The sequence below is a fragment of the Aeromonas popoffii genome (genome assembly GCF_037818705.1).
Taxonomy (GTDB): Bacteria; Pseudomonadota; Gammaproteobacteria; order Enterobacterales; family Aeromonadaceae; genus Aeromonas; species Aeromonas popoffii.
The window spans coordinates 836,977-854,816 of record NZ_CP149129.1; the positions used below are offsets into that span (position 1 = coordinate 836,977).

The 17,840-nt window shown below is 60.0% G+C and carries 19 protein-coding genes, 1 tRNA gene and 2 pseudogenes; 21 read left to right on the top strand and 1 reads right to left on the bottom strand.

Annotation, left to right across the window (positions count from 1 at the left end; genetic code table 11):
* The first annotated feature begins 8 nt into the window (after positions 1-8).
* From WJM78_RS04030 to galE, 20 genes and pseudogenes are all read left to right on the top strand, one after another.
* Entirely contained in the window at positions 9-287 is a 279-nt protein-coding gene (locus tag WJM78_RS04030; protein ID WP_108537685.1) for a DUF6482 family protein, read from the top strand.
* A 45-nt stretch (positions 288-332) separates the two neighbouring features.
* Positions 333-1,205: a hypothetical protein gene (locus tag WJM78_RS04035; RefSeq protein WP_108537686.1), complete on the top strand. Its 873-nt coding sequence runs from the start codon at positions 333-335 to the stop codon at positions 1,203-1,205.
* Positions 1,206-1,305: 100 nt separating this feature from the next.
* Positions 1,306-1,854 (top strand): DUF3157 family protein, encoded by a 549-nt coding sequence (locus WJM78_RS04040; RefSeq protein WP_339013865.1) that lies wholly within the window; start codon positions 1,306-1,308, stop codon positions 1,852-1,854.
* A gap of 207 nt (positions 1,855-2,061) precedes the next feature.
* On the top strand, positions 2,062-2,691 hold the full coding sequence (locus tag WJM78_RS04045) for an outer membrane beta-barrel protein (RefSeq protein ID WP_108537688.1): 630 nt from the start codon (positions 2,062-2,064) through the stop codon (positions 2,689-2,691).
* Between the two features lie 173 nt (positions 2,692-2,864).
* Positions 2,865-3,809 (top strand): DUF523 and DUF1722 domain-containing protein, encoded by a 945-nt coding sequence (locus WJM78_RS04050; RefSeq protein ID WP_339013872.1) that lies wholly within the window; start codon positions 2,865-2,867, stop codon positions 3,807-3,809.
* A gap of 69 nt (positions 3,810-3,878) precedes the next feature.
* Positions 3,879-4,766: a MerR family transcriptional regulator gene (locus WJM78_RS04055; RefSeq protein WP_042037069.1), complete on the top strand. Its 888-nt coding sequence runs from the start codon at positions 3,879-3,881 to the stop codon at positions 4,764-4,766.
* Positions 4,763-6,184 carry a deoxyribodipyrimidine photo-lyase gene (gene phrB / locus WJM78_RS04060; protein WP_339013877.1) on the top strand — a complete coding sequence of 474 codons (1,422 nt, stop codon included), beginning with the start codon at positions 4,763-4,765 and terminating at the stop codon, positions 6,182-6,184. The genes WJM78_RS04055 and phrB overlap by 4 nt, the downstream gene beginning before the upstream one ends.
* 1 nt (position 6,185) lies before the next feature.
* On the top strand, positions 6,186-6,614 hold the full coding sequence (locus WJM78_RS04065) for a nuclear transport factor 2 family protein (RefSeq protein WP_042037071.1): 429 nt from the start codon (positions 6,186-6,188) through the stop codon (positions 6,612-6,614).
* A complete protein-coding gene (locus WJM78_RS04070; RefSeq protein ID WP_339013880.1) occupies positions 6,611-7,345 on the top strand; it encodes an SDR family NAD(P)-dependent oxidoreductase in 735 nt (244 codons plus the stop codon). The genes WJM78_RS04065 and WJM78_RS04070 overlap by 4 nt, the downstream gene beginning before the upstream one ends.
* On the top strand, positions 7,342-8,601 hold the full coding sequence (locus WJM78_RS04075) for an NAD(P)/FAD-dependent oxidoreductase (protein ID WP_339013882.1): 1,260 nt from the start codon (positions 7,342-7,344) through the stop codon (positions 8,599-8,601). Before WJM78_RS04070 ends, WJM78_RS04075 begins: the two co-directional genes overlap by 4 nt.
* Positions 8,598-9,350, top strand: a complete 753-nt coding sequence (locus WJM78_RS04080) for a DUF1365 domain-containing protein (protein ID WP_275931045.1) — start codon at positions 8,598-8,600, stop codon at positions 9,348-9,350. Before WJM78_RS04075 ends, WJM78_RS04080 begins: the two co-directional genes overlap by 4 nt.
* Before the next feature lie 121 nt (positions 9,351-9,471).
* A complete protein-coding gene (locus tag WJM78_RS04085) occupies positions 9,472-10,728 on the top strand; it encodes a cyclopropane-fatty-acyl-phospholipid synthase family protein (protein ID WP_339013887.1) in 1,257 nt (418 codons plus the stop codon).
* A 2-nt stretch (positions 10,729-10,730) separates the two neighbouring features.
* The gene (locus WJM78_RS04090; protein WP_339013889.1) at positions 10,731-11,210 is read left to right on the top strand and encodes a DUF2878 domain-containing protein; all 480 of its coding nucleotides are present in this window, start codon (positions 10,731-10,733) and stop codon (positions 11,208-11,210) included.
* Positions 11,207-11,425 carry a TIGR02450 family Trp-rich protein gene (locus WJM78_RS04095; protein ID WP_042037081.1) on the top strand — a complete coding sequence of 73 codons (219 nt, stop codon included), beginning with the start codon at positions 11,207-11,209 and terminating at the stop codon, positions 11,423-11,425. The genes WJM78_RS04090 and WJM78_RS04095 overlap by 4 nt, the downstream gene beginning before the upstream one ends.
* Positions 11,382-11,924: a chalcone isomerase family protein gene (locus WJM78_RS04100; RefSeq protein ID WP_339013892.1), complete on the top strand. Its 543-nt coding sequence runs from the start codon at positions 11,382-11,384 to the stop codon at positions 11,922-11,924. The genes WJM78_RS04095 and WJM78_RS04100 overlap by 44 nt, the downstream gene beginning before the upstream one ends.
* A 14-nt stretch (positions 11,925-11,938) precedes the next feature.
* Positions 11,939-12,486: pseudogene (locus WJM78_RS04105) on the top strand (DUF3833 domain-containing protein).
* Positions 12,487-12,615: 129 nt separating this feature from the next.
* A complete protein-coding gene (locus WJM78_RS04110) occupies positions 12,616-13,083 on the top strand; it encodes a Dps family protein (RefSeq protein WP_108536944.1) in 468 nt (155 codons plus the stop codon).
* A 217-nt stretch (positions 13,084-13,300) separates the two neighbouring features.
* Positions 13,301-14,950 (top strand): hydroxylamine reductase, encoded by a 1,650-nt coding sequence (hcp, locus tag WJM78_RS04115; RefSeq protein WP_339015743.1) that lies wholly within the window; start codon positions 13,301-13,303, stop codon positions 14,948-14,950.
* Between the two features lie 198 nt (positions 14,951-15,148).
* A pseudogene (locus WJM78_RS04120) lies at positions 15,149-15,415 on the top strand (2Fe-2S iron-sulfur cluster-binding protein); the annotation flags it as partial.
* Positions 15,416-15,498: 83 nt separating this feature from the next.
* A complete protein-coding gene (gene galE, locus WJM78_RS04125; protein ID WP_108536945.1) occupies positions 15,499-16,524 on the top strand; it encodes a UDP-glucose 4-epimerase GalE in 1,026 nt (341 codons plus the stop codon).
* 180 nt (positions 16,525-16,704) lie between these two features.
* On the opposite strand, the gene WJM78_RS04130 is transcribed toward galE, so the two are convergent.
* Positions 16,705-17,454 carry a DsbA family protein gene (locus WJM78_RS04130; protein WP_287145723.1) on the bottom strand — a complete coding sequence of 250 codons (750 nt, stop codon included), beginning with the start codon at positions 17,452-17,454 and terminating at the stop codon, positions 16,705-16,707.
* 198 nt (positions 17,455-17,652) lie between these two features.
* Between WJM78_RS04130 and WJM78_RS04135 the strand changes: the two genes are divergently transcribed.
* Positions 17,653-17,740 (top strand) — tRNA-Ser (locus WJM78_RS04135).
* The last annotated feature ends 100 nt before the right edge of the window (positions 17,741-17,840 follow it).

Sequence of the window (17,840 nt, forward strand, 5' to 3'; positions counted from 1 at the left end):
GAGACGTTATGGAGCATGGCCGGTTTCGCAATTGGTTGAGTCACTATCCGGATGCCGGCTTGCTGATCGCCTGCTTGGATGGCAGCGGTTACCAGCTCTGTGTCGAGGTCGACGGCGAGATGCTGTGTCTCACCGACAGCGAGGGGGGCAGGCTGACGTTTGGCTCCCTGGAGCAGGCGGAGGGCTTTTTGCGGGCGCATCAGGTGCATCAGGCGAAACTGCGGATTTATGATGCGCAACAGGATGAAAATGAAGGGAATTGGCAGGAGATGGTCATTAAATTCTGATTTCACCTTCTCTTTTAAGGGTTTATTCAGGATGGTTACGGCACAATAGCGGCCAATTTATCATCCGGTGTTGTCATTATGGATGCCAATATAGTTGTGCTGAATCGAGGATACGATCAGACCTTTCAGGCCAGGGAGCAGCTGCTTGTCGAGACCCTGGCCAGCTACGGCGAACTGGTGGTCTCCTTCTCTGGCCGACTGGAATCCTGCTACAGCATGGATTTGTGCCGTGCCAGCGGGGTTCGGGTCAGGGCCGTCACCCTGGACAGCCCGACCCGCAGCCGCAAGGAGGTGGCGCGGGCCAAACGCTACTGTCAGCGCTATGACATAGAGCAGAGGATAATCAAGACCGACGAGATGATCTTCTGCGATCACCTGCGTCACCTCAACGAGGTGATCGACCCGGTACGCTACATCTGTCATCTCACCGCGCGGGAAACCGACTGGAGTCATCTGCCCATGCTGCTGCCCGCCCCGGTCGAGGAGTTGCAGGAGTATTTGCGCCGCTTCGGTAGCCTGCCGGCCAACACCCTCTGGCTGTTTGCCAAGCAAGGTATGACCCACAGGGACGTTCGTTACGGCTTCAACAAACGACAGCTGGGGCGCTGGGGCAAGAGCGCCCACGGTTGCCTGAGCCGTCGTTTCTCCGATCCCGAACTGGTGGACAAGCGCCATCTGCGCATGGTGGACATGGCGGAGCAGATGCTGGCTGACATGGGGCTGGAGGAGGCGCAGGTGTTCTTTCATACCCTCTCCGATCAGGCGACCACCCTGGCACGGGTGCGCGTACCGCAGCGGCTGCGTGCCCAGGTATTCGACTTGCAACCGGATATCCTCAATGCCCTCAAGAGCACAGCGTTCGATCTGGTGACGCTGGACATGGTGCTGGAGGAGGAGCGGCAGGGACTGGCCGGCTGAGGCTGGCCGCAGCGGGCAAGAACGTGAGTCGGGTCATAGGCAAGTCGGGGCCGACTCTTTATACTGACGCCCTTTTCCATCGACGCCGAGCCATAGTCCTATGAAACCTTTGTCCCGCTTGCTGGTTGCCCTTTGTCTGTCACCCTTGCTGGCACAGGCTGCGCCCCTGACCCAGGTCACCCTGCCCGATGGCCGCCAGGTGCAGCTCAACGATGACTTCACCTGGGAATATCTGCTGATAAAGCCGACGGCGAGCGGTGACGTGGTCACGGGTGCGGTGGCTGTCCCCGTGCTGACCGAGCAGGCGATGACCAATCCGGATCTGCTGGCCCAGGCGGCCAAGGACGGGATCGGCGTCAAGCTCGACAAGATTGAGGGCTCGGATCCCCTGTCGCTGCAATTCATGGTGAGCAACACGGGCAGCCGCAGCGTGGTGCGCGTGCGCGGCAGCGTCACCCTGTTCAGCGAGCAGGGTGCCCAGCTGGCCAGGCAGGAGGCCCGTTTCTGGGTGGGCGAGAACCGCCTGCCGGAGTCTTATCTGCGCAAGGGCCAGCAGCGTCCCTCCCTGGTGATCGAGATGCCGCGCCCGGCCGGTCTGACTGGCCAACCCCTGGTGCGAGTCGAGATTGAGGAAGTGGAGTTCCGCTAAGCCTTCGCCACCCCGATGCCATTTGCCAAACAGGTTCCATGACTGAGCCTGTTTGGGCTCAATTGTTAATTCGGTAACCGCCAGCAACAGTTGCTTACATCTGACATGATTTAGCAACAGCTTGCCGCTCGGTATTCTCCCGCCTGCTCGGCACAATGGCTCCATTCCAGCTAGGTCTCAACTAGCTCAACACGTGGAGTCATCAAAATGAAAAAAGTTGCACTTTCTGTTCTGGTTCTGGCCGGTTTCGCTTCTACTTCCGCTCTGGCACAGGATGCCTTCAGCTATGCCAAGGGCGGCCTGACCTGGGCACATACCAAGTCCGATTACATCGGCGGAAAAGACAGCAACCACCGCGATTTCGGTGGCCTGAATCTGGATCTCTCCAAGAGCTTCGGTTCCAACTTCTATGGCCGTCTGGGCAGCGAATACACCTCCCGCAATGATGGCAACGACAGCATGGGCCTCTCCAGCCTGGGTCTGGGTGTCTACACCCCGCTCAGCACCGGTCTGAACCTGTACGGTGAAGCGGGTCTGATGGGTTACAGCATGGAGCGCGAAGTGGCTGCCAACGTGAAGGACAGCGGTTGGGATGTGATCACCCGCAAGAACAGCGGCAGCATGTACGGTGAAGTGGGCCTGCGCTATGACATTGGCGCCGTCGAGCTCTCCACCGGCTACCGTTACGCCAACATGACCGACGACATGCAGGACTTCAAAGTGGGCGCCGCCTACAAGGTGAGCCAGAATCTGGCCCTCACCGCCGACTACACCTATCGCAACTGGGATCTGCAAAAAGGTTCCATCTCCAGCCTGGGTGTGAAGTACAGCTTCTGATCTTCCCTCCCGTAGTGTCTTGATTGCTTGCCCATGACGTCTGTCATGGGCTTCTTCATTTCTGGTGATCCTGTTTTTGCCCTTGTGCCGTATCAGTCCGCAATAGTTATACAACTTTCTTTTCTTTGTATAACTGCTATAACTGAACTCAGGCTTATACAAGGAGCGTCAACATGTACAAGATTAAAGTCGGTATCAGTGCCTGCCTGTTGGGACAGGAAGTACGGTTCGACGGGGGCCACAAGCGCTCCAGCTTTTGCGAACGGGATCTTGGCGCTCACTTCGATTATCACCCCGTCTGTCCCGAGATGGCCATCGGCCTGGGGGCGCCGCGCGCAGCCATCCGGCTGGTCAAGCGCCATGGCGAGATCCGCGCCGAGGCGAGCAACGGGAGCTTCGATGTCACCGAGCAACTGATCGCCTTCAGCGAGCAGAAGGCCCGTCAGCTCGACTTTATCTCGGGCTACATCCTCTGCGCCAAGTCCCCCAGCTGCGGCATGGAGCGGGTACGCATCTATGGCGCCAACAACGAGGGGAGTGCCAAGGAGGGGATTGGCCTGTTTGCCAAGGCGTTGATGGAGGCCAACCCCCTGTTACCGGTGGAAGAAGATGGCCGCTTGTGTGATCCCATTTTGCGAGAAAACTTCGTGCTGCGGGTCTTCGCCTACCATGACTGGCAGCAGCTCTGCGCCCAGGGGCTCAGTGCCGCGGCGCTCATCCGCTTTCACTCCCGTTACAAGTATCTGGTGCTCTCCCATGCCACCACCCACTACCGCATCCTTGGCAAGCTGCTGGGCAACCTCGGTAAGGCCAACCTGCAGCAGGTCGCCGACAGTTACATCAAAGGATTGATGGCGGCCCTGACCCTGCGGGCCAATCGCCGCAGCCACACCAATGTGCTGATGCATCTGCAGGGTTACTTCAAGCGGGTACTGACCCCGTCCCAGAAGCAGGAGCTGGCCGACACCATAGACAAGTACCGCACCGGTATCTTCCCCTTGCTGGTGCCGTTGACCCTGATCCGCCACTACCTGCGGGAATACCCCAATCCTTATCTGGCGCAGCAGGTCTATCTCAATCCGCACCCCGATACGCTCAAGCTGCGTTATGGGCTCTGATCCCGCTTTGTTGCCCCGGTGCGCTGTGTGCACCGGGGCGATCCACCCCTCTGTTTGATGGACGTAGTTATGTCTGATTTACCGCACGAAGTTGCTCCTTTGCCAGATGTGGGGATTTACCCCATTCGTGATGTCTCCCGCCTCACCGGCGTCAATGCCGTCACCCTGCGTGCCTGGCAGCGCCGCTACGGGCTGGTGCAGCCGGCCCGCACCGAGAAGGGGCATCGCCTCTACAGCGAGCAGGATATCCGCCAGATAGGCGAGATCCAGCGCTGGCTGGAGCGGGGGGTGAGCATAGGTCAGGTCAAGGGATTGCTGAACGAACCCCAATCCCAGCTGGTGAGCGATCACTGGCAGCAGACCCTGGAGCAGCTATGCCAGTCGGTGCTTGGCCTCAACCAGCGCAAGGTGGAGGCGCAACTGAATGACCTGCTGGCAAGCTACCCGTTCGAGCTGGTGCGCAGCCGGGTGTTGCAACCCCTGGTGGGGCAGTTGCTCGGCCTGTGGCGCGAACGGCCCGATGGCGAGCTGCTGCAACAGGTTTGGCTGGGCTGGCTTCATACCCGCTTCGCTCGCCACCTCATCGAACAAGAGAAGGGACGCCCGGTTACCCTCGCAAGCTGGGGTCAGGTCGGCCCCCTCGATCTGGTCTGGTCTGCCTATGAGCTGATCGGCCAGGGTTATGAGGTACAGCTGCTGGGGGCAGTTGAGCCGCGCCACTTCGCCCTGCTGGAGGGGCGGGCGGCCACGCCCTGGTTGCTGCTACTGGGGGCCGGGCTTGGCAAGCCGGATATGGCCACTGGCTGGCCGGCGGGCACTCTCATGTTTGGCGAGCTGGGCCGCCTCTATGACGCGGATTGGCTGGCGGCCCATGGCTGGCAGCCCACTCTGGCTGAAGTCAGTTTGGACAAACCGGCAGCCCGTGGCGGTGCCGTGCGCGGGAGTAAGACCCCATGAAGCTGGTCTGGTTTCGCAATGATTTGCGCCTCGCCGACAATCCGGCTTTGCGACATGCTTGCGCCGAGACAGGGGAAGTAGCCGCCCTGTTTGTCATCTCCCCGACCCAGTGGCGGCAACACAAGATGGCCGCCATCCGTCAGCGCTTTATCCTGGCGCAGGTCGATGCGCTGGGCCGCGAGCTGGCGGCGCTTGGCATCCAGCTCCATCTGCTGCGGGTCGAGCTCTTTGCCGAGCTGCCCGCGGCGTTGGCGGCTCTGACCCGGGAGCTCGGTGTCACTCATCTCTACGCCAATCAGGCCATTGAGCTCGACGAACTGCGCCGTGACAGCGACGTCGGTGCCGCGCTGGCAGAGCAGGAGATGAGTTGCCACTGGTTCAACGGCTGCTGCGTGCTGCCTCCGGGGCGGGTGCTGACAGGCGCAGGGGAGATGTTCAAGGTGTTCACTCCCTTCAGCCGAGCCTGGTTCAAGGCGCTGGAGGAGGATGGCTTCGTCATTCACAGAGCCCCCGCGCCACGGGGCGAGCCGCTGCCGTGGCAACCGCTGGTCGACAGGACATGTGTCGATGCTGAGCTGGGCGACGTGTCGCCGGATCCGCACTGGCCAGTGGGGGAGGCCGAGGCCCAGCGCCGTCTGCACGATTTTCTGGAACAGGCGGTGCTCGACTATGGGGAGACCCGGGACTTTCCGGCGCAGGCGGGCACCTCCATTCTCTCGCCTTATCTGGCCGCGGGCATCATAAGCCCGCGCCAGTGCGTAGGGGCGCTGCAGCAGCGGCTCGGTTACCGACCCCAATCCAAGGCGCAGCAAGGTTTCGTCTGGCTCAACGAGCTTGTCTGGCGCGAGTTCTATCGCCACCTGCTTGTGCTGGTGCCGACCCTCTCCATGAATCTGCCGTTCAAACCCGAGACCGCGGCCTTGTCCTGGGGTTGGGATCCGGAAGCCTTGGCCGCCTGGTGCGAGGGGCGGACCGGCTATCCCATCGTCGATGCGGCCATGCGCTGCCTCAACGCCACCGGCTGGATGCACAACCGACTGCGGATGATAGTGGCGAGCTTCCTGACCAAGGATCTGCACATCCACTGGCGGCTCGGGGAGGATTATTTCATGAGCCAGCTCATCGACGGGGATCTGGCGGCCAACAACGGCGGCTGGCAGTGGGCGGCGGGAACGGGTGCCGATGCGGCCCCCTACTTTCGGGTGTTCAATCCCTCCACTCAGGGGCAACGATTTGATCCACAAGGAGACTTTATTCGTACCTGGGTAACTGAACTTGCCGATGTCCCTGTCGCCTATGTGCACCAGCCCCATGACTGGTTGCGACTCAAAGGAGGATGTGGATATCCTGACCCTATGGTGGATCATGCCCTTGCCCGGGTAAAAGCCATCGAGATGTTTCGCCACCTGGAGAAATAGAATGAACGCGCCGCTGGCCCGCTTTATTGCCCTTTACCAGCAACTGGATAAGCAGCAGCTGTATCGCTTGCCGGAAGTTTATGCCGAGCAGGTGATCTTCATCGATCCGGCCCACCGTATCGAGGGGCTGACGGCGCTCACCGACTATTTTGCGGCCCTCTATCAGCGCCTCGCCGACTGCCGCTTCGAGATAACCAGCCAGCAGCAACAGGGTCGTGAGGCCTGGATAAGCTGGGTCATGACCCTCTCTCACCCAAGACTGGCTGCAGGTCAGCCGGTGCGGGTCGAGGGGGCCACCCACCTTGAGTTCGACGCCGCAGACAAGGTGTGTCTGCATCGCGACTACTTCGATCTCGGCGCCATGCTTTACGAGCAGTTGCCGCTGCTTGGGCCCGTGGTGCGTACCATCAAGGGGAGGCTGGGGACATGAGCAAATGTGTGTTGATCACTGGCGCCAGTTCCGGGCTGGGTCGCCAGCTGGCGCTCGATTATAGGCAGGCGGGCTGGCAGGTGTGGGGTTGTGGTCGTGATGGCGAGCGGCTGGCACAGTTGGCCCGGGACGGTATTACCTCCTTGCAGTTCGATGCACGGGATGCGGCGGCAATGGCAGAGGTGGCTGCCAGCCTGCCGCCGCTGGATCTGTTGATCCTCAATGCCGGCAGCTGCGAATACATGGATGTGGCGGACGGCTTTGACGGCGAGCTGTTTGCCAGGGTGATCGAGACCAATCTCATCGCTACCGGCCACGCGCTTGCCGCTTTTCTGCCGCTGCTTGGCGAGGGGGCGCGGCTCGCCATCGTCAGCTCGTCGGTGAGCTGGTTGCCACTGCCAAGGGCGGAAGCCTATGGCGCCTCCAAGGCGGCCCTCGACTATCTGGCCGATACCTTGCGTCTCGATCTCAAGGCCAGGGGAATCGCGGTGACCCTGATCCGCCCCGGCTTTGTACAGACCCCGCTCACTGCGAAAAATGATTTTCCCATGCCCTGTCTGGTGACGGTAGAGGAGGCCTCTCGCACCATCCTGACCGGACTGGCCGCCGGTCGTCATCAGATCCACTTTCCCCGCCGCTTCATCTGGTTGTTGCGCCTGCTTGGCGCACTGCCGGTGGGACTCTGGCTGCGGCTTGGCAGCACGCTCGTTTCGAAAGGACGCCATTCATGAAGAAAAAGATTGCCATCGTCGGCTCAGGTATCTCCGGGCTTACCGCCGGTTTTCTGCTCCACAAGTGCCACGACATCACATTGTTTGAGGCGGCCCCCACCCTGGGTGGCCACACCGCCACCGTCGATGTCAGCCTGGCCGGTCGCAGCTATGCCATCGACACCGGTTTTATCGTGTTCAATGATCGTACCTACCCCCATTTCCTCACATTGCTGGAGCGGATCGGCGTGGCACGCCAGGACGCCGAGATGAGTTTTTCGGTGAAGAGCCCGGAGGGGCTCGAGTACAACGGTCACAATCTTGACACCCTGTTTGCCCAGCGCAGCAATCTGCTGAGCCCGCGTTTTTACCGCTTCGTCGCCGAGATCCTGCGTTTCAACCGGGAAGCGCGCGCTTGGCTGGCTGATAGTCAACGGCAACAAGATAGCTCTGAGCTGACGCTCGGGGATTTCTTGCAGGTGGGGGATTTCAGTGACTACTTCGCCCGCCACTACATTCTGCCCATGGGGGCGGCCATCTGGTCATCCACCCTGGCGGACATGCGCGCCTTTCCCCTTGGCTTTTTTCTGCGTTTTTTTGCCAACCATGGCTTGCTCGATGTGGCCAACCGTCCCCAGTGGTACGTGATCCCGGGCGGCTCGCGGGAGTACATAGGCCCGCTCACTGCTGGCTGGCAGCCGCAGATCCGCCTCGCTTGCCCGGTACAGGGGATCCGGCGGCTGACCGAGGGGGTGCTGATCCAGAGCAGTTATGGCGAGGAACAGTTTGACGAGGTGATCCTCGCCTGCCACAGCGATCAGGCGCTGGCCCTGCTTACCGATGCGAGCGAGCGGGAGCAGGCGATTCTGGGCGACATGGCCTATCAGGCCAACGATGTCTGGCTCCATACCGATGCCAGCTGTTTGCCCACTCGTCGCAAAGCCTGGGCCAGCTGGAACTATCAGCTGGACGGGGACGACGAGGCTCGGCCGCTGGTGAGCTACAACATGAACATTCTGCAGGGGGTGAACTCGCCAGCGCCCTTCTGCGTCAGCCTCAATCCCAAGGGCAAGGTGGACGAGAGCAAGGTGCTGCGCCGCTTTGTTTATCACCATCCGGTGTTCAATCAGGCATCCATTCTGGCGCAGCAGGCGCGGTTGGAGATCTGTGGTCAGCAGCACACCCATTTCTGCGGCGCCTACTGGTACAACGGCTTTCACGAAGACGGGGTGCGCAGCGCGCTGGACGTCGCCAGACGCTTCGGGGCCGAGCTATGAGTACTGTCGCCATGGCTCAGACAGTCAGCGCCATCTGGCAAGGTTCGGTGCGCCATCGCCGCTTTGCACCCAGGGCGCACGCCTTTTCCTACAGCCTCTTCATGCTGGGGCTGGATCTGGACGAGCTGCCACAGCTTAATCAAGGGCGCTGGTTTGGGGTGGAGCGGGCAGGCTTGCTCTCTTTTCACCGCAAGGACTATCTCAAAGGCAGCGAGGGAAGCCTCAAGCAAGCGGTGTGGGAGAAGGTGACCGAGCTTGGTGGGGCTGCAGAGCCGGACGGGCGCGTGCTACTGCTCGGCAATGTACGCTGCCTGGGCTTCTATTTCAGCCCGGTCAATTTCTACTTCTGCTACCGGCACGGGGATGCGCGTTACCTGCTGGCAGAGGTATCCAACACCCCCTGGAACGAGCGCCACTACTACCTGCTGGATCTGGCGGCGCTGGCGCCCCATGACAAGGATTTTCACGTCTCTCCCTTTATGGGGTTGGCCATGCGCTACCACTGGCGCATTCGCCCACCGGAGCAGGAGACACTGATCCATATCGAGAGTCATCCCCAGTCTGGCGAGGCCAAGTTGTTTGACGCCACCCTGGCGCTGAGTCGCGAGCCGCTGTCGCGCAAGGGGTTGGTGGCGCTGCTCACCCGCTGGCCCTGGATGACCCTGAAGGTGCTGCTTGGTATCTACTGGCAGGCCTTGCGTCTTTTTATCAAACGAACACCTATCTTCAGCCATCCGGAGACGCGCTAATGGAGCAGATACAATCCACTTCCGCAGCCTCAATGTGCTATCCGGTGGTCAGCTTAATTCATGACTCAGATTCAATTCAAACGCTCTGCCACTTATTCTTCAGCCATCCGGAGACTCACTAATGGAACTGGTGCAATCAACAAGCTCTGCCTCTTTCATCGACAAAGGCGCAAGGCAACTACTGCTAGCCCTGCTGGGGCGCCTCGAGCAGGGTCAGTTGCTGCTGCGAGACGGCAGCGATCGTCATAGTTTCGGGGTGGCGGGTACTGACCTGCACGCCGAAGTGGTGGTAAAGGATCCGGCCTTCTATCGCCGCTTGTTGTTGGGGGGCAGCATAGCCGCTGGCGAGACCTGGGTGGAGGGGATCTGGACCAGCCCGGATCCGGTGGCGCTGGTGCGGTTGCTGGCACGCAATATGACACTGCTCGATAGCCTGGAGCGGCGGCTTAGTTGGCTGAGTTTCCCCTTCAACAAGGCGCGCCACTGGCTCAATCGTAATACCCTGACAGGTTCACGATCCAACATCGCCGCCCACTATGATCTGGGTAATACCCTCTATCAGGGTTTTCTCGACAGCCATATGCAGTATTCGAGCGCCATCTATCCGGGGACCGAGTCCACTCTGGAGGAGGCACAAGAGGCCAAGCTGCGCACCATCTGCGAGCGCCTGGAGCTGAGGCCGGACGATCACCTGCTGGAGATAGGCACAGGCTGGGGCGGGCTGGCCATTTATGCGGCCCGTCACTATGGCTGCCGGGTGACCACGACGACCATCTCCCAGGCTCAGCATGACTACGCTCGCGAGTGGATCGAACAGGAGGGACTCGGAGATCGGATTACCTTGCTGCTGGAGGATTATCGCAAACTGGAGGGGACCTTCGACAAGTTGGTCTCCATCGAGATGATAGAGGCGGTGGGTCACGCCTTCCTGCCCGATTACTTCCGCCAGTTGTCACTGCTGCTCAAACCCGGTGGCCGCCTGCTGATCCAGGCCATCACCATTGCCGATCAGCGCCACGCCCAATATCTGCGCAGTGTCGACTTCATCCAGCGTTACATCTTCCCGGGCGGCTGCCTGCCGAGTGTCTCCCAGATGGCGGGGCTGATTGCCCGCGAGACTGACATGCAGCTGGTGCGGCTGCACGATCACGGTCATCACTATGCCCGCACCCTGGCACACTGGTGCGAGCGCTTTCTGGCGCTGGCCCCCGAGCTGCCCAAGCTGGGTTATAGCCAGGATTTCATCCGGCTGTGGCACTTCTACTTTGCCTATTGCGAAGGAGGCTTCTGGGAGCGGGCCATCAGCCTGGTCCAGCTGGAAGCAGCCAAGCCGGGGCCCCTCGGCTGGTCGGGGGATCTGCCAGTGAGCGGTCACTGACCATGTGGCAGTGGGCTCATCTGCTAGGGTTCAACCTCTACTGGCTGCTGGCGGTGAAATGGCAGCAGCCGGGCCCGCTGCTGTTGATGCTGTTGCTCCACTTCCTCTTCTCCCCCAGCCGCAGGCGCGATCTGCGGTTATTGCCGGTGGCCCTGGCCGGCTGTCTGCTCGATGGCCTGCTCTGGCAGCTCGGATTGTTTCAATTTTCGGTCGGTTTCCCCCTCTGGCTGGCACTGCTGTGGCTGGGATTTGCCTTGAGCCTCAGCCATGGGTTGCGCTGGTTGCGCCCCTTGCCCCGCTGGCAGCAGGGGCTGTTTGGCATTGCGGGTGGTGCTTCCTCCTATGTGGCGGGAGCGGCCATGGGCGCAGTACACTTACCTTGGGGCATCTGGATCAGCACAGCACTATTGGTGGTGATCTGGATGTGGTGGTTACCCGTACTCCTGTGGGGAACGGTCAAACTGGAGGGTGAATCAAGATGAACACCTTTTCGACCGACACCTTGTTGTTTTCCAAGTGGACCAAAGAGAGCCAGCACGAGCTGACCGAGCGTTACTATCTGGTGGTTGCCTGCCAGCGGGATGCCCAGGGGCGACTGGCCCGTGTGGTGATGCAGGATATCAATACCTTGCTGGAACAGGAGATGGATTGGCATGAACTGGAAGATCCCGCGAATTGGCATATGGGGTGGAATTAGCCTGCTGATCGTGGCCTTGAGCAGCCCACCTTCATTGGCCAAAGAGATCCCTTCCCCCCCCTGGCAGCAGCTGCGAGCCGTGGGGCAGGGGGAGATGAGCTGGCTCTGGTTCAAGCTCTATGACGCCACCCTCTACAGCCAAAGTGGCCGCTATGAGCCGGGCAACTATCCACAGGCATTGACCCTCACCTACGCCAGAGATATCGAACGGAGCGATTTGCTTACCGCCACCGCCGAGGAGTGGCAGCGACTCGATCTCGGCAGCGATGTCGATCGCCAGCGCTGGATCGGGCAGCTGGCAGCACTCTGGCCCGATGTGGGGGCGGGAGACAGGCTTACCTTCTATGTGGATGAAGCCGGGGTTGGCCATTTTTGGTGGCACGATCAGCCGCTCGGCACCCTTGCTGATCCCCAATTCTCAGCGGCCTTTTTGGCCATCTGGCTCGCCGACAATAGTCGCGATCCCACGCTCACCCGCCGTTTGCGCGGTCAACTCTGATGCTGGAGCAATTCATGGTTTTATTTCGTGTTTTTCGTTGTCTGCTCCTGCTGCCACTTTTGGTGCTGGCGGGTTGTGGCAGCAGCCTGGATGACTATCGCGGTCAGGGGCCGAGCTGGGATCTCGCCCGCTTCTTCAACGGCAAACTGGTGGCTCATGGCCTGGTGACCGACCGCAGCGGCGAAGTGACCAGTCGCTTTCGGGTCGAGATGCAAGGGCATTGGCAGGATGGCAAGGGTGAGCTGTTCGAGCAGTTCTATTTCGATGATGGCCGGCAACAGACCCGCACCTGGTTCCTGAACAAAGGGGCAGATGGCCACTGGCACGGCACGGCACGGCATCCGACGTAGTGGGGGAGGCGGTAGGCAAAACTCAGGGCTTTGCCTTCAACTGGCGCTATCAACTCGATCTGGCCCTGCCGGACGGGAAGGTGGTGCGGGTGAGCTTCGATGACTGGATGTATCTGCTGGATGAAGATCGCTTGATCAATCGGGCCGACATCAGCAAGTTCGGCATTCATCTGGGCGAGGTGATCCTCTACATAGAGCGGATCCCGGAGTGAGTCATACCAGATCATCCGCTGGGGGCACTTGGCGATAGTCGCTCGCTATTAATCAGTTAGGCAGTAACTATTACCTTTTGAGTCTTAAGGGAGCTAATCTGGCTCAGTCGTCAAATCTGGAGGTGAAACATGAAAAGTCCGATTGGTCTTGATACCGTTCAATCACAAGCCCTGGCCGCCGAGCTGAACAAATTGCTGGCCAGCTACCAGATCCTCTACATGAACGTCCGTGGCTTCCACTGGAATATCCGCGGCAACCAGTTCTTCGAACTGCACCTGAAATTTGAAGAGATCTATAACGATCTGCTGCTGAAGGTTGACGCCTTGGCCGAGCGCATCCTCACTCTGGATGGTGTGCCCATGCACAGCTTCAGCGACTACCTGACAGTTTCTGCCATCCCGGAGAAGAAGGGGCTGCATGACGGTCGTGCCTGTGTCGAATCCCTGCTTGAGAGCTTCCGCGAGCTGCTGGTCGCCCAGCGCCGCATCCTGGGACAAGCCGCCGAGGCCGGTGACGAGGGGACGGCCTCCATCCTCTCCGACTATGTGCAGCAGCAGGAAAAACTGGTCTGGATGCTGCGCGCCTATCTGGCCTGACCCTTTTTTGCAGAGAGTTTTGTTGTAAACCTTTGTTGTAACCCAGCGTTGTCTCTTCTTTTATCCACCCGCAGCCGCCCTGTTTGGGCGGCTTTTTTGTTTTTGATCTGCATCACCAAAAACTTAATTGGCAAACTGAATGCCTATTAAGTTTTTGGTGAGGGGCATAGAATCGCCACAAAACAAGCAACTGAAATGTCCAATTTGGAGAGGCATGATGTTTTGTGTGCAATGTGAACAGACAATTCGTACCCCGGCAGGCAATGGTTGTGCGTATGCACGAGGCATGTGCGGCAAGACGGCCGAAACCTCGGATCTGCAGGATGTGCTGATCTATGCGCTGCAGGGCCTCAGCGCCTGGGCGCTGGCCGCCCGCGAGCACGGTGTCATCGACAATGAGATCGATGCCTTCGTGCCCAAGGCCTTCTTCGCGACCCTCACCAACGTCAACTTCGATTCCGCCCGCATCGTTGCCTATGTCAACCAGGCGCTGGCTCATCGTCAGCAGCTGGCCGACCGTCTGGTTGCATTGGCGGTACAGGTCACCGGCTTGCCCGAGGCCGCCAGCTTCGAGCCGGGTGACGAGCTGCTCGCCCAGCTGGCCCATGCGCCGCAAACCGCAGTCAATCGTGGCAAGCGCGAGGTGCACGAAGACATCATGGGGCTGCGTCTGCTCTGCCTCTACGGCCTCAAGGGCGCTGCCGCCTACATGGAACATGCCCGGGTGCTGGGTCAGCAGGATAGCGAGGTAGCCGCCGAGTTCCATCGCATCATGAGCTGGCTCAGCACAGACCCGAGCGAGCTGGGTCGGCTGTTCAACTGCGCCATGGAGATCGGTCAGCTCAACTTCAAAATCATGGAGATGCTGGATATCGGTGAAACCAGCGCTTTCGGCCATCCGGAACCGACTCAAGCAAGCGTCACCCCCATCCCCGGCAAGTGCATTCTGGTCTCCGGCCACGACATGATGGATCTCAAGCTCATTCTGGATCAGACCAAAGGGACCGGCATCAACGTCTACACCCATGGCGAGATGCTGCCGGCGCTGGCCTACCCCTTCTTCAAGCAGTACCCCCATCTGGTGGGCAACTACGGCTCCGCCTGGCAGAACCAGCAGAAGGAGTTTGCCAACTTCCCGGGCGCCGTAGTGATGACCTCCAACTGCATCATAGATCCCAACGTGGGCGACTATAGCGACCGCATCTTCACCCGCTCCATCGTCGGTTGGCCGGGCGTGACTCATCTGGAAGGTGATGATTTCTCCGCCGTGGTGGCGAAGGCACTGGCGCTGGACGGTTTCAAACACACAGAGCTCGAGCACTTCATCACCATCGGCTTTGCCCGTAATGCCCTGATGCAGGTGGCACCAGCGGTGATCGACAAGGTGAAAGCGGGTGAAATCAGCCACTTCTTCCTGGTGGGCGGTTGTGACGGCGACAAGGCCGAGCGTGCCTACTTCACCGAGTTTGCCAAAGCCACCCCCAAAGACAGCCTGCTGCTCACCCTGGGCTGCGGCAAGTACAAGTTCAACAAGCTCGATTTTGGCAACATAGGCGGCATTCCCCGTCTGCTGGACGTTGGTCAGTGCAACGATGCCTACTCCGCTATCCAGCTGGCACTGGCGCTCTCCGAGGCGTTCGAGTATGGCGTCAATGACCTGCCGTTGACCCTGGTGCTCTCCTGGTTCGAACAGAAGGCCATCGTCATTCTGCTCACCCTGCTGGCGCTCGGGGTGAAAGACATTCGCACCGGCCCGACCGCACCGGCCTTCCTGACCCCGGCCCTGCTCAAGGTGCTGGAGGAGCAGTTCGGCCTGAAAGGGACCACCACGGCCGAAGCAGATCTCGCCGAGATCCTGGCCGCCTGAATCGAGTGATACCGCGCCTGACCATCTCGGCAGGTTGTAAGCCTTTGGCGAGCCTGATGGCTCGCCTTTTTTCAAAGAGCTGTGTTGCAAAAGCATGTGTTCAAAATGAGGAGCCTTGTGATGACCTCCACCTCTCTCACCCTGCGTTGCATCGGTCGTCGCGCCGACACCCATGATGTGGTGAGCTGGCAGTTCGTGCCGGTTACTGCCGTCAGCGGCCATTTCTGGCTGACCCTCAAGAAGAGCGGCAAGAAGGTGAAGATACTCCTGCTGGTGGCGCTGGAAGGGGCTGGCGAGACCATGATGGCCGCCTGCCGCGCCGGAGTGTGTGGTGCCTGTCGCTGTACCACGACCGGCGAGATCCAGCGGCAGAGTCGGGTGACCCTGACTCCGCAGGATATTGAGCGTGGGGTGGCGCTGGCCTGCTCCTGCACCGCCAGGGGGGATGTCAGCCTCGACTATTGAGGGCTCCATGAGTATCTCGCCCTTTTCCCGTTGTGGCTGGGCGGGTACACTCAGCCGAGTTTCACCAGAACACGGGATAAAAAATGACAATATTGGTCACGGGCGGCGCCGGTTACATCGGCTCCCATACCCTGGTTGAGCTGCTCAATGCCGGGCAGCAGGTCGTGGTGCTGGACAACCTCTCCAACGCCTCCCCCGAGTCGCTAAAGCGGGTCGAACGGATCACCGGCAAGCCGGTCACCTTCGTCGAAGGCGATGTGCTGGACAGAGCCTGCCTGCAGCAGCTGTTTGCCGCCCACAAGATTGAATCCGTGATCCACTTCGCCGGTCTCAAGGCGGTGGGGGAGTCGAGCCAGATCCCGCTCACCTACTACCAGAACAACATCACAGGCACCCTGGTGCTGTGCGAGGAGATGGCGAAGGCGGGCGTGTTCCGGTTGGTGTTCAGCTCGTCTGCCACCGTGTATGGCGATCCGGCCTCTGTGCCGCTGCGGGAAGATTTTCCCACCAGCGCGACCAACCCCTATGGTCGCTCCAAGCTGATGGTGGAAGAGATACTGCGTGACGTGTCCAAATCCGATCCGCGCTGGGCCATCGTATTGCTGCGCTACTTCAATCCGGTTGGCGCCCACGAGAGCGGCCTCATCGGTGAAGATCCCAACGGTATCCCCAACAACCTGCTGCCGTATATCAGCCAGGTTGGCGTCGGCAAGCTCAAGGAGCTGGGGGTGTTTGGCAACGACTATCCGACCCCGGATGGCACTGGCGTGCGTGACTACATTCACGTGGTTGATCTCGCCCTCGGTCATCTCAAGGCGCTGGCCCGCATCGCTGCCGATAGCGGTGTGTTCACCTACAACCTGGGCACCGGCCAGGGCTATTCCGTGCTGCAGATGATCACGGCGTTCGAGGCGGCCAGCGGTCGCACCATTGCGTACCAGATCAAACCGCGTCGCCCCGGTGACATAGCCGAGTGTTGGGCCGAGCCGCACAAGGCTCGTGACGAGCTGGGCTGGCAGGCGGAGCGCGGGCTGGAGCAGATGATGATCGACACCTGGCGCTGGCAAAGCCAGAACCCGAACGGCTATGCTCCTACTGCGAAGCCGTGATCAAGGATCATGCGCTGCTCGGGATCCTCATTTATTCATATAAACTCCGGTCCCTGCGCAGCTCTTCGCCTTGCTGACAGCTCCTCGCGACGGCCCATCAGGGCTGAGGGGCTGAAGCCTGAATAGCAAAACGCCCCGGCATCGTAATGCCGGGGCGTTTTTTATGTGCGAAGGGCTGGGTTACTGAATGCTCTTGCCCGCGCGCACATCCTTGATGAAGCCTTTCAGGCTCGCCAGATCGCGAGGGGCGCCACGCAATATCTGGTCGCCTATGATGAAGGCCGGTGTGCCGGAGATGCTCATGGCTTCGGCCAGCGCCCGGTTGGTGCCGAGGTTCTGATCTATGCTGCCATCCTTGATCTTGGCCTCGACCTTGCTCCAGTTCACCCCGGCGGCTTCCGCCAGCTGCTTCACCTGGGCCTCATCGGACAGCGGGCCCTGATGGGTGTACAGCTTCTCATGGAAGGCCTGGTATTTTTCAGGCTGACCCAGTTGTACCGCCAGCGCAGCACGGGCGGCGAAGTAGGAGGTCTCGCTCAGGATGGGGAACTGCTTGTAGATGTAGCGGATATCTTTGTCTTCACTCAGCAGTTGCTTGATCAGCGGATGGGCGCGCTTGCAGTAACCACAGTTGTAATCGAAGAATTCGACCACGGTCAGGCTGCCCTTGGGATTCCCGCTCTCGGGATCTTTATTGGCATAGAGCTGCTTGGCATGCGCCTGGATCAGGCTCTTGTCGTTGGCCGCCTGCTGGCTCTCCTGCTTGGCGCGCAGGGCATTGGACATCTCGACCAGGATCTCCGGATTCTTGACCAGATAATCGCGCACGATTTGCTCGACATCGCTCTTGGTCAGCTCACTTGCCTGAACCGGCGCAGCAAGCAGGGTGGCGCCAGTCAGGGCGCAAAGCAGGGCATGTTTGATTCTCATAAGTCCATCTTGCTGGGAGTTTCGTGATGGCCACTATAGTGGGTGAGTCTATTTTCAAGTCAAGTTATCTGGTTGAAAAAGCGCTGATAATGCCCCGTTAGTCGACTTTATTCGTCATTTAGACCAATAAATCAGCAAACGCACCGCGAGGGGATTTACAAGCCGGATCGCCATGGGTAATATTCGCCGCACTGTCGCGGAGGGGTGGCAGAGCGGCTGAATGCACCGGTCTTGAAAACCGGCGATGGGCGACCATCCGTGGGTTCAAATCCCACCTCCTCCGCCATTTATTCAGCCAAAAAGGCCATCCGAAAGGATGGCCTTTTTGCTATGTGTCCTATGTACTGCGGACTTTCAACGGTACTTTCATGCAGGTATATCTGAAT